At 33.7% G+C, this 12,406-nt stretch carries 10 protein-coding genes; 3 read left to right on the top strand and 7 right to left on the bottom strand.

Annotated features, from left to right (window positions below):
• Positions 1 to 53 precede the first annotated feature (53 nt).
• The 3 genes from K5X82_18140 to K5X82_18130 all read right to left on the bottom strand — a co-directional run bounded on the left by K5X82_18140 (position 54) and on the right by K5X82_18130 (position 3,183).
• Entirely contained in the window at positions 54 to 1,253 is a 1,200-nt protein-coding gene (locus K5X82_18140; protein QZT37130.1) for an anaerobic sulfatase maturase, read from the bottom strand.
• Positions 1,254 to 1,779: 526 nt separating this feature from the next.
• Positions 1,780 to 2,496, bottom strand: coding sequence for a tRNA threonylcarbamoyladenosine dehydratase (locus tag K5X82_18135; GenBank protein QZT37129.1), 717 nt, complete (start codon positions 2,494 to 2,496; stop codon positions 1,780 to 1,782).
• A gap of 21 nt (positions 2,497 to 2,517) precedes the next feature.
• Complete coding sequence (locus K5X82_18130; GenBank protein QZT37128.1) at positions 2,518 to 3,183, bottom strand: TatD family hydrolase; 666 nt, start codon at positions 3,181 to 3,183, stop codon at positions 2,518 to 2,520.
• Positions 3,184 to 3,384: 201 nt separating this feature from the next.
• Between K5X82_18130 and K5X82_18125 the strand changes: the two genes are divergently transcribed.
• From K5X82_18125 to K5X82_18115, 3 genes are all read left to right on the top strand, one after another.
• Positions 3,385 to 3,945, top strand: a complete 561-nt coding sequence (locus tag K5X82_18125) for a 1-acyl-sn-glycerol-3-phosphate acyltransferase (GenBank protein QZT37127.1) — start codon at positions 3,385 to 3,387, stop codon at positions 3,943 to 3,945.
• Between the two features lie 52 nt (positions 3,946 to 3,997).
• Entirely contained in the window at positions 3,998 to 5,689 is a 1,692-nt protein-coding gene (locus K5X82_18120; GenBank protein QZT37126.1) for a tetratricopeptide repeat protein, read from the top strand.
• Positions 5,690 to 6,150: 461 nt separating this feature from the next.
• Entirely contained in the window at positions 6,151 to 8,442 is a 2,292-nt protein-coding gene (locus K5X82_18115) for a family 20 glycosylhydrolase (GenBank protein QZT37125.1), read from the top strand.
• A gap of 301 nt (positions 8,443 to 8,743) precedes the next feature.
• On the opposite strand, the gene K5X82_18110 is transcribed toward K5X82_18115, so the two are convergent.
• From K5X82_18110 to K5X82_18095, 4 genes are all read right to left on the bottom strand, one after another.
• Positions 8,744 to 9,208 (bottom strand): MaoC family dehydratase, encoded by a 465-nt coding sequence (locus K5X82_18110; GenBank protein QZT37124.1) that lies wholly within the window; start codon positions 9,206 to 9,208, stop codon positions 8,744 to 8,746.
• 333 nt (positions 9,209 to 9,541) lie between these two features.
• Positions 9,542 to 9,715, bottom strand: coding sequence for a (2Fe-2S)-binding protein (locus K5X82_18105; GenBank protein QZT37123.1), 174 nt, complete (start codon positions 9,713 to 9,715; stop codon positions 9,542 to 9,544).
• 299 nt (positions 9,716 to 10,014) lie between these two features.
• A complete protein-coding gene (locus tag K5X82_18100) occupies positions 10,015 to 11,136 on the bottom strand; it encodes an AhpC/TSA family protein (protein QZT37122.1) in 1,122 nt (373 codons plus the stop codon).
• 98 nt (positions 11,137 to 11,234) lie between these two features.
• The gene (locus K5X82_18095) at positions 11,235 to 12,401 is read right to left on the bottom strand and encodes an endonuclease/exonuclease/phosphatase family protein (protein QZT37121.1); all 1,167 of its coding nucleotides are present in this window, start codon (positions 12,399 to 12,401) and stop codon (positions 11,235 to 11,237) included.
• Positions 12,402 to 12,406 lie beyond the last annotated feature (5 nt).

Raw genomic sequence — 12,406 nt, 5'->3', positions numbered from 1 at the left:
TAAGACTATGTTTACAAAAACAGTCTATCCGTTTATAAACACCATCACAAAACTTATTTCACAAAATCTTCAAAAGCATTATAAGTACCACCACTTTGTTGAGACTTCTGAAACTGAGCCTGCTGCTCTTTCCACTGAGCAGCCAAAGATTTCATCACAGGATCAACATGCTTAAAGATCATCTTGTATGCAGTACAAAAACGTGGCTGTTTGTTATCCGCTGGATCTTTAATACGATCTTTGGTACATCCGCCATAACATTTCGTGTACCACTCACACATTTTACATTTTCTAGGAACATTTGCTTTTGCTGCACCAAAGGATTGCTGTCTCTTTGAATTCAACATATTAATCACACGATCATGCTTAATATTACCTAACTTAAATTTCGGTTCCACAAAGAAATCACAAGAATAGACATTTCCATTATGCTCAACAACAACATATGCACCACACTCTTTCATCAACCCACACTCAGGTGGCTCCATACCTACATAGGCATGAAATATTGATTCAAAGAAACGAATTGATGTAGTAGGTTGACCATCTTTAAAGTCATTAATCCACAGGTCAAAAAGCTTAATCATAAAATGTCCATAGTCAACAGGATCTAAAGAGAAAGGTGCAGCTAAAGTAGGATCATTTTTATCGGTCTCAACGACTGGGATAAACTGCATAAAAGTTAATCCCATATTCTTATAATAGTTGTACAACTCTTCAGCATACTGTGATGAATAATCGGTAATACAACACATCGCATTAACCGACACACCTGCCTCAAGAAGCATTTTAGCATTTCGCTCAACTCTTTCCCATGTTCCCTTACCAGCACGATCAAATCGATACTTATCATGGATATGCTGTGGACCATCCAAAGATAATCCAACAAGCCAATCATATTTCTTTAGAAACCTAGCCCAGTCCTCATTTAACAAAAGACCATTAGTTTGTAATCCATTTCCAACAGATTGTCCATGACCATATTTCATCTCAAAATCAATTGCTTTTTGGAAAAAGTCAACCCCCATTTGTGTAGGTTCACCTCCTTGCCATCCAAAAGAGACAGCCTCACCAGACTGTTGCATTACTTGACGAACCATCTCCTCAAGTGTTTCATCAGACATTCGATGTATTTTCTGTTCTTTAAAGAGTTCTGCTTTCTCTAAATAGAAACAATATGTGCAGTTAAGATTACAGTCTGGTCCAGTAGGTTTCACCAAGACTGAATTTAAAGGTCTGTATTTTTTAGCCATTATATTTGTATGTCAGTTTCAAGAATTCGTAATCTCTATATAATACAAAAATAATTTTTTTCACTAGACAAGTTTACTGTTACAGGTATTACTTTCCTACTCACATTAAAATTAGGACATATCTATCTTAAAATAAGACGTACAGTTCATTTTGTATCATATTGTACTTCATCGATTTAAGGACTAGAAAAAAGATGATACGATATGGGACAATCATGCCCTAAGATTTCGGATCAAATAATACAGACGTGTTAAACATGTAATATCAGAAATAGATATCTCACAGAAATATATTTAGTTTCTGTGAGATAAAGATTCAGGAAAGAGAATCTATAAGTAACAATGATATGAGGTTAAAATGAAGCAAATATAAAATCAACGATAAAGTATATGTTTTTTAACAATATTCATTTCATATTGAACACTTTTTTCATATCTTGCAAACGTTTTATAGGTTAATCTACGATGGTTTTGTTTTTCCATCATTTTTAAGTAAAAGGGACCTCACATGTGAGAGTCCCTTTATTTATACCTTGTTTAGTAGTTTGCGTAATACAATAGAGGCCACCGCACACCCAAAGGCAGGAGGCATATATGATATTGTACCAACAACAGAAGCTTTATTCTGACCCTTTTCTTCAATCACTTTTGAAATCTCGACCTCTTCAGGTGAAAACACAACTGGGATTCCTTGACGAATATTGAATTTCCCTAGACGTTTTCTCACTTGTCTTGCTAATTTGCAGTTATAACTTTCACTAATATCAACGATTTCTATTTGTGTAGGATCAAACTTCCCTCCAGCTCCCATAGAACTGACAATCGGAATACCACGCTCTACACAATGTCGTAATAAATTAACCTTAGGTGAAAGCGTATCAATACAGTCAACCACACAATCATAATTACCAGACTCAAGAAGTTCTACTGTTTGATCATCCCTAATAAAACGATTTACAACAGTTATCACTATTTCAGGATTAATATCGATAAACCGATCCCTTAAAACTTCAGCTTTAGGCTTTCCATTAGTAGATAATAATGCAGGCAATTGCCTGTTACGATTGCTCTCATCCACAGTATCTCCATCCACTAATGTCATTCGTCCTACCCCAGCTCTACAAATAGATTCAGCGGCATATGCACCAACACCACCAAGACCAATCACAATAACATGCGCATCTCTAAGATCTTGCATTGCTTTATCTCCAACAAGAATCTCAGTTCTTCTAAACCAATTCATTTTACTCTAAAAGTTTATTATCTAATATTTGACATCTTTAAATACCTTACAAAAGTTGCCAAATATACACTTTTTTATCATCTCCAAAGGATAACCACTATTCACACAGAAATGTGCATAGACTTCTTCAATCGTATCCCCCTTATCATCGGTCTCCAAAAAGAGCTTATCCAATGGTATCAGGTGAATCAAGTTCATCTTTTTCAAACGATTAACCTCTCTTATTCCTAACGAAAAATAGACAGGAGCATCTATAAATCGTAACATAAATTCTTCACTTCCTTGAAAAGCATGAAATATCCAAACCCCCTGATTTTCTTTCCAATAACTCAATATATCATGATAACTCTTTACGACATGAAGTATTACTGGCTTATGACATTTATTTGCCAACCGTAGTTGTACGCCAAAGACTTTTCGCTGAAGATCATGATCCAAGTTACGATGGTAATCAAGACCTATTTCACCAATAGCAACACAACGCTCATCCTGTAAATAAGCCATTATCTTTTGCTCCACTGCTTCAATAGAGAGTGATTCTACATCCCATGGATGAACCCCGATAGAATAATATCCTCTTGTAATACATCGACTATCACCAATGGAATGACTATATATCGAAATAATATTCGTCTGATCACTACTAAGATTCGAATGTGTATGTATGTTTATATATTTACTTGACATAAAATTAAGAAAAAGAGAAAAAAAAGGTTATTAAAATGCATTCGTAAAAAAATTATGTTTTATTTTGCAATAGTGTAAAGAATCACTTTAGCGATTCACAGATAAAATTATTACTTTCATTGTTAAATAGTGAAATAATAAGATTATTTCTCGTCATTGATTACAGAAAAATTAGACGAGCTATACACGAAAGAAAATTAAATGATGAAACGTTCTTTTTGTAAATTATTGATTCGTATTTCGGGTTGGAAAGTTGTAGGATCAAAAGTGGAAGACAATAAATGTATTATTATAGGTGCTCCTCATACAAGTTTATGGGACTTTGTTATTGGTTGGGTTGGATATAATACATTAGGAAAGAATCCAAACGTAATGATTCGATCTGAGTTTTTTGTTTTTCCTTTAGGACCTATTATTAGGTGGATGGGAGCACTCCCATTGGATAGAAAAAAGGGGTCAAATTCCCTTAAACAGATCGTAAAAACATTTAACGAACGGGATTCTCTTCAGCTAGCGCTTACACCAGAAGGAACTCGAAAGGCAACAACTCAATGGAAAGGTGGATTTCACGCCATAGCTAGATTAGCAAAAGTACCTGTATATATAGGTTATTTTGATTTTCAAAAGAAGGAGTTGCGTTTTGATATTCCATTTGAAATCACAAAAGATGTGAACAATGATTTAGAACGAATTAAAAAGTGGTATCACGATCAAGGAGTGGTAGGTTATCATCCAGATCAGTTTATTACAGGTTACGAATAATTTAATTTCGAACTTAGTAAACAAACTATTAGAAACAAAAGTTGTAAGATATATGAGATCGAAACTTTACCTTATACTATCTATTATTTTTTATGCCTCCTTTGGTTTTGCTCAAAGCCATGAGACTATCTCGTACAACAATTATGATGACGAGTCATTGTTCATGCTTAGTAGAGATGCGCTTGAAGCAAACAATTATGGTGAAGCATATGAATATTGTCTTGAATATTTAGGACAACGCCGAAAGGTTTCAAACGAAGAGTATATTAAAGGATGCATTCGCTTAGGTAAACTTTTTGAAAGTGAATACAATGATATATTAGCAATTACTTTTATCGAAAAAGGTGTAAAAGCGATTCCTAAAGATCAGCCACAAAGACAAGCTGTTCTTCTGCGGAAACTTGGTGATCTATACCTTAAGATTCATGATCTAGATAAAGCGTACGAATGTAGTTTCGAGAGCTTAGGATTATTCGAAGATGTAGGAGATCAAAACTCTTCTGCAGATTTGTTGAATAGACTCGGTAATATCTATCGCGAGAATCATAAAATACACAAAGCATTATCTTATTTCAGAAAAGCGGAAACGATCTATCAAGCAATTGGTGATTCTGTTGGGCTAGGTAATAACTATGCAGATATTGGACAACTATACACGGAAGAGAGAATGTTCTCTTTTGCCAATAGTTTTCTAAAGAAGAGTTTATTACTTATCAAAAATGAATCTAAGAATAGGATTTGGATTGGACGTATTAATTACTACTATGGATTAGTTTACTTTTGGAAAAAAGATTATGATTTAGCTATAGGTCGTTTTCAAGAAGCTGTAAGATACTTATCATCTCATGAAAACAGTAAAGAGCTAATTTCCGCGCATGCCACCATGGGCCGTATTTTTACGGATAAAGGAAAACTTAAAGAAGCATCCAATGCTTTTCATGTTGCATACATTCTTCAAGACAAACAGATGAATGAGCAACAGATAAGCGAACAGTTGAAATTGAAAGTTCAATTAGAGATCTCTAAAAAAGATGAACAGCTGAAGAAAATGATGATTGAAACAGAGAAAGAGAGCCAACAAAAACGTTTCTTTAATGTTTTAACCATTTCGATTCTCATCATTCTTATTCTTCTATTACTATTGGCACTAACTCTTACTCACTATAGAGTAAGGACATCAAAACAGACAAGTGAAATCTTAAGACATGAAAATGAACTTAAGATGAATGAGAATAGACGATTAATTGCAGAGAATGAATCAGCTCAAGCGACAGCTAAATTGAATAATTTAGAGAAGATAAAGCTTCAAAATGATCTAAAACATAAACAGCAACAATTATCAACACACTCTATCCACCTTTTGAATAAGAACAATGCATTGATCAATGTTCAAGATAAGCTGAAAGAGTATATTAGAGCCAAGAATAGAAACATTGATGACCTTCATAAGATTGTTCGTGAGATCAATGAATTTATTAATCTTGACAAAGATTGGGATAACTTCAAGCTACACTTCGAAAGTGTACATGAAGGCTTCTTTAGACGATTAAAAGAACTATATCCAGGACTTACGCAAGATGAATTGAAGTTGTGTGCATATTTAAGAATAAACCTATCTTCAAAAGAGATAAGTAAGATTCTTAATATCAACCCTACTTCGGTGAATAAACGAAGAAATAGATTACGTAAAAAACTAGATATTACTCCTGAAATCAACCTTGTTGACTTCATCATGAGAATATAATATCTCAACGATATAGACAAAATGCACAAATAGGCTCTCTTATATTTATAAGGGAGCCTATTTTGCTTTACCCAAGAACAGTATAGCTCGACATCTTTAACACGAAGGGTGAATACCAAATTACGTCATAAACCAACAAACGTTACACTTAAACAAAATTACTTATCACGATAGAGACTTCAACATAAACAAGATCAATAACACTACCGAGATAGCAATAAATCTGTACAAAAACACCTTCCGGCATTCAAGTAAAAAATCTTCCGACATTCTAATAAGAAAGTGGCTATCCAATGCTACGATACCATATAACAACTGTCTATGTTTTAACCTGTATGGTTCATGTCTAAAAATAGTTTTTTTACATAAAGTGGTCCAATAAGAGGTAATTATAGTCACTGAAGCAACAATTTATATAACTATCATTGTGTACTTACTAAATTCTGAACACAATACTAATTATGAAGTGGACAATATTTAAATTTGCGGCTCTTCTATCTCTTACAGTTTTATTGAGTTGTTGTAACACTGGCAACGTCAATAAAGAGGAATACAACATTTTTCCCAAAGTAAAGAATATCGCGGAAGACAGTGGATACTACATCACAAGTAGAAACGTAACAATATCAAGCAACACTGCTTTACTCAAAGGTGTGGAGAGAACTGCTTCCAACATTTTAGAACGAGATTTCAATATAAAATCCCAAACAGAGAGATCAAATAAAGCGACTAATATCAGATTTATTCTAACAAATAAAAAAGACAATAGAGGTGAAGGGTATCAACTTTCTATTACCGAAAAAGGTATAGTTATTCAATCATCTAAACCCACAGGAATACTATATGGAATTCAGACACTAGCTCAGCTTATCCATATAAACGATGATAACAGTACAGTTCAATTCAAGAAAGTTAATATTGTAGATTATCCTAGATACAAACATCGTGGCTTATTCTTAGATGTTTGCAATCACTACTTTGATATCGAACAACTCAAAGAAGTAATCCGTATTATGTCACGCTTAAAAATGAATAAGCTAACCTTAGGTATCTTCAATGCCTCTGCATGGAGAATGGAGATTAAGTCTCACCCTCTGTTAGTAGAAAAAATAGCATGGAGAAAAATTCGCATATACGAAAAAGGAAAACTTCCTTCTAAATATATCCGAGAAGATAGGATGTACGGTGGGTATTACACACAAGAGGAGCTGTATCAATTAATTAGGTATGCTAATAAATTAAACGTCGAAATCATACCTCATGTAGAAATTAATGACAAACAAGGTCCAATCAAAGAAATATATCCATATTTAGTTTGCAATAAGATCACGACAAATACTCATAACAAACGCCATCACCAAACTTGCTTAACAAGCCCTCATGTACTTGAATTCTGGTCTATAATTTTTGATGAAATAACGAATGTTTTTGAAAGTGAATATATCCATATAGGAGGAGGAACAAAAACAGTAAATCATTCTGACTTATGCGACCACTGCCTACAACATATGGTGGATAATGATATAAACTCTACTGACGAACTAAAAAATTATTTCTTTTCCAATATTGAAACTTTATTAAACTCTAAAAACAGAAAACTTTTAGGATGGAACAATGTATACTCATATGCTAAGAACAACAACTCAACATCTATGGTTTGGCAGAACTCTGAGATGATAACTAAAAACATTCAGAAAGATCTACATACTATAATTGGTATTGAAAGATATCATTCACTAAAAATTCCACAGAATCACATACACACTCCTATGGAAAGGGGGTTGTTAACATTGAGAGATATCTACGAATACAAGCCTAACAAATACCACACCAACCTTAAAGAGGAACACATTGATGGTATTACAGCTCTATTATGGACATTCGAAATTAAATCTTTCGATGAACTAACCTATCAACTTTTCCCAAGGCTTTTTGCAATTGCTGAGAATGCATGGTGTGGTTTAGAAAATAAGGAGTGGAATAACTTCAATTATCGACAAAAAAAGATGGGAGAATATCTCACAAAAGATCATATTAGACAAGGTGAGTTAGCCGAAAGAATAGATTTTAATTCAACCAAATCAATTCACGGGAAACATCTGCTTATTCTGTCTAATGATGCGAATAAACCGATGAGATACACATTAGATGGTTCAATGCCAAATCACAATTCTCTCAAATATATTAAGCCAATTCCAATCAATAAAATAACACATATAAAAGCTAAAATTGAGGATGATAAGAAGAAGCCCTCTTCTTTTGTTTATGAAAAAACCATCAATAGCCATAAAGCCATTATGGCTAAGGTCGAGTTTAAATATCCATATTCCGTTGATAAAGGAAAAGGGAAAGAAAATTGTCTAGTAGATGGTATTCTTAATGAGTTTATTGCAATAGAGAAAGAAAATATCGACTTCACTATTGACTTGCAAGAAGATAAAACTATAAACGCAATCTCAACCAATTGGCTTATTCGACCTATGAGATCTATCTTCGAACCAATATCAGTATCCTACCATATATCCTTAGACGGACAAGAATTCAAAAACATATTCGAAGAGATGTACCCTGCAGAGAATAGAGAAAACGATATGCGAGTAGTGACATGTTACCCTCGTGGAATCAAAGCTAGATATATCCGTGTCATAGGAGAAAATAGACGAAAAAATCCTACAGGACACATTACCCCTATATGGTTCAAAAACCCAGATAAAAATGCATCACTCTATTTAGATGAGGTCATTGTAGAGTAAAAATAAAAATCTATTTAAACGAGCAATACAACGCGAAAGATTAACAATAGAATCCGAAAGCGATATCACTTCTTTTAGAAGAATACTCTATCCAAGCATCAACATATCAAATAACAGAGATATGATATCAATATAGAAGTTGCAATACCCTTCAATAATATATTAAAAAATAAGGTTGTAATGGGAACGAATCATTCCTATTACAACCTTATATATCTTACTTGAATTGATATTTCGAAGAATCTGTTGATTATCGGATAAATCCCCAACACCTCTTCTTAATACAATAAAAATTTTGTTCTTAATTAAAGTGATACAAGAAAATCAGGCGTCCAGTCAACGCAGGTTTTCTTTCATCTTTAATTTCTAATGTCACATCAATCTCTGCCTTCACAACACCTCTAAGATTTACAATCGAATGAAGTTTTGCTGCCAATCTCACTTCGTTATCTACTGCAACAGGTTGACTAAATTTCAACTTATCAATACCGTAATTCACCATCAACTTTACGTTATCAAAGTCAGCAATCTGTTCCCACAAAAAAGGAAGAATTGACACATTTAGGTATCCATGTGCAATTGTTTTTTTGAAAGGACTTTCTTTCGCAGCTCTTTCAGGATCTGTGTGAATCCACTGATGATCTAAAGTTGCATCAGCAAAAAGATTGATCTGTTCTTGCGAGATTTTCAGGTAGTCAGATACTCCTAATTCCTTACCCTCAAATGCCTTAAATTCCTCAAAGTTTGATATAACAATCTTTCCCATATCTAAATAATCAAATAGTAATTTCTTTGATACAAAGATACGGCATTTTACTAATGATACAGAATCTTGACGATTATTTATCCTTACGAAGAAAAGATCTGTGATAAATTTGACGAATATTTATTAGACTATATGAATCTATTGTTTTAATAATACAACTCAACCACTCTTTCGCACAAAAATGATTTGAGGTATCAATAAAAAATAGAGCAAGTCATAAAAAACACTACGATCCTTACATCTAGAGATACATGCGGAAGCAAATATCTATAATGATAAAAAAAAGAAGGCTGTCACAAAAGACTGCCTTCTACATCTAAATTATCTTGATTTCTAATTTTCAGACAACAACTCTTTTGTTACATCTTCAAACTCTTGACTACATCTTCCACAGCCATGGCTTGCACCAGTCTCTTCTGCAACTTCGTCAACAGTAGTCAATCCACTTGCTATAGCATCTTGGATATCTTCTTTAGATATACCAAAACATGAACATATAATTTCCATAATTAATCTCTTTTTCAACTACAATAACTTAATACACTACAAATATATGGATTATAGTTTAAATAAAAGACTAAAGGGTATTTTATTTCACCAATTACCTAAAATAAAACAAGCTCGATTGTTCCATCATGAACAACCGAGCTTGCATATTATAAGATATATACCAATTACAATTTTGAAATTATACAGCCTTACCAATATTCCCTTGTTTAGACAAAGCAAGCGACAATATATTATTCCCTACGATGTTATTTTTGAACAACATGTAAAACGTCGAGATATCGATCTTTCAATAAAGGTTACAGCAACTCCTCAAGCTTCTGATGAAGTGATTCTTCACGAAGATTACGAGCAACAATACGACCTTCTCTATCCACTAATATATTAGAAGGTATCGATTTGATTCCGTATAATTCAGCTGCAGCATTACGCCATCCTTTAAAATCAGAAACATTTGGCCAAACAATACCATCCTTCTCAATGGCTCTTTGTAAAGAAGACTTGTTCATATCTAAAGAGACACCAAAAACACCAAAACCTTTTTCGTGATACTTCTGATAAGCTTTTACTATATTCGGATTCTCAATTCGACACGGACTACACCAAGAAGCCCAAAAATCGATTAGTGTATACTTATTCATACGATAGACATCGGATAACCTAGTCGACTTTTCATCAACTCCTGGCATCGTAAAATCTGGTGCAATAGCACCAATCTGTGTACTCTTTAAAATCTTAATCCTATTTTCGATACACTGACCTTCATACGACTGCCTCACTCTTGGAGTCATTAGTGCATATAAGCTATCAAGTTCAGTCAAATCCAAATAGTAAGATAGATTACTCAAAATATAAGGTGAAACATAAGAATCAGGGTGCTCTTTAATATAGTCTAACTGATACTGCTTTTGTTCTTTTCTTAAATGGACAATATCATCTCCCATCCTTACAATAGCATCTTTATTGGTCTCTGGATCACGAAGTAGATCATTGTACTTAGAACTAAACTTCTTTATCTCTAAAGTATAGGCATCATTTCTCTCCTTATAAAGTCCAAATGCATCTTGAGTCTTAGATCCTTCAATCACAACATCTTCAAGATTATCAATAACTCCCTCAACACTAATATTTGTATTTTCCACAAACACAATAATCGCACCTCGAAGGTTGTCACCTTGTCCTAAATAACAAAGAGTAGGCTTCTTTACAACTCCCTCAAACACAAATTCGTTATCAAAAACTTCTGTCGAATCTACTTTAATAGGTCCATCAACCCCCATCACCTGAAGATAAATATAACCATCCTTTAGTCCTTTCACACGACCTTTAAGTTCATAACCATCCTCTTTCTGACATGATACGAAACATAACATTAGTAATGACAGGGACCACATACATAGTTTTTGGACTTTTTTTCTCATATTCTACTTTCCTATATTTGAAGTAATAAAGATCATAATTCGATTAAAATACAACTAATTATTATATTAATCACAAAGATTGTAAAAATATTTTATTATTAGTGATCATCAGAAAATTGGATATCTGCCCAAACCATTCTATGATCTGAAGAGTTCTTATTAAATGTCAATGTTCCATCTTTATGCTTCTTTTCATTCCAATAGACTCTTGATTCCAATACATTTAAATCCGAAGAGGGCAAAACATAATCGATTCGAAGACCGAAGACATTGGTATCCATGGCATCATCCCCTTTATGATTATACTTCATTTTTTTATTAAACTCAACGGCTCCTAGACTTTTTGGGACCTTATCACCAAATGTCACTGAACTATTCAAGCGTTGGCTTTTCAACAATGGAACTATTGCTGAACGATAACTATCACCATCATATGGATCTGCATTCATATCCCCCATTATCACAAAAGATGCATTAGCACCTAAGGCACCTCTGCTCCCCTTGTCATCAACCATATAATCAGCTCCCTCGACATAATCTTTAATCATTCTAATTTCATCGAAATTGCGACGACCATTACGATCCTCCTTACCATCAAAAACAGGTGGCGTAGGGTGAGCAATAATAGCATGAACTATATGCCCATCAATATCAATAGGCACATCCACATGATTCTTAGACGAAATTCGCAAATCCTTCTTCTCTTCATCATTAAACCAAGAGATACCATCAGGACTAACAGGCCAATTTGGATCTGGCATCTGTTCCCATTTCATATTCTGAAATGTTCGAACATCATCTTTCATTATTGGATATTTCGACAAAATAACAAAAGCGTACTGACCTTCAAACGCACCAAATCCATAACCATCTGATGGCAATGACAATTTTCCATCATTATTAATATCCGATTTCGAAAGAACTCCTGTATTAGAAGTAAAAAGCATATGGTAAGGATATTCAATTGGATGATCACCACTTTGAAGATACTTGGTCATAAAAACCTCCAAAGCTTCTCCCGAAGCATCAAAATCAAACTCCTGAAGACATAAAACATCAGGACGAGTAATTTGGATTATCGAAGCCACATTTTTTGCCTGTTGACAACCCAAACTCAAATCTTTCAGTAACATTCCTTTTTCAAGACGATTCAATGCGGCATTAAAAGTTGCGAACCTCACAGGTTCTTTCTTTACTTCAGTACAAGCAGATACAACTGCCAATAGTAGAAATAGATATAGTGACAAAAGAATTCTTCTGTTCATGGTCT

This window comes from Prolixibacteraceae bacterium (assembly GCA_019856515.1).
GTDB lineage: Bacteria > Bacteroidota > Bacteroidia > Bacteroidales > Prolixibacteraceae > Halosquirtibacter > Halosquirtibacter xylanolyticus.
This window is presented reverse-complemented; position numbering and strand designations above follow the sequence as displayed.

Bases quoted from the DNA above. Each gene is read 5' to 3' on its own strand.
- K5X82_18140 (QZT37130.1), bottom strand. From the start codon at position 1,253: ATGGCTAAAAAATACAGACCTTTAAATTCAGTCTTGGTGAAACCTACT.
- K5X82_18135 (QZT37129.1), bottom strand. From the start codon at position 2,496: ATGAATTGGTTTAGAAGAACTGAGATTCTTGTTGGAGATAAAGCAATG.
- K5X82_18130 (QZT37128.1), bottom strand. From the start codon at position 3,183: ATGTCAAGTAAATATATAAACATACATACACATTCGAATCTTAGTAGT.
- K5X82_18125 (QZT37127.1), top strand. From the start codon at position 3,385: ATGATGAAACGTTCTTTTTGTAAATTATTGATTCGTATTTCGGGTTGG.
- K5X82_18120 (QZT37126.1), top strand. From the start codon at position 3,998: ATGAGATCGAAACTTTACCTTATACTATCTATTATTTTTTATGCCTCC.
- K5X82_18115 (QZT37125.1), top strand. From the start codon at position 6,151: ATGAAGTGGACAATATTTAAATTTGCGGCTCTTCTATCTCTTACAGTT.
- K5X82_18110 (QZT37124.1), bottom strand. From the start codon at position 9,208: ATGGGAAAGATTGTTATATCAAACTTTGAGGAATTTAAGGCATTTGAG.
- K5X82_18105 (QZT37123.1), bottom strand. From the start codon at position 9,715: ATGGAAATTATATGTTCATGTTTTGGTATATCTAAAGAAGATATCCAA.
- K5X82_18100 (QZT37122.1), bottom strand. From the start codon at position 11,136: ATGAGAAAAAAAGTCCAAAAACTATGTATGTGGTCCCTGTCATTACTA.
- K5X82_18095 (QZT37121.1), bottom strand. From the start codon at position 12,401: ATGAACAGAAGAATTCTTTTGTCACTATATCTATTTCTACTATTGGCA.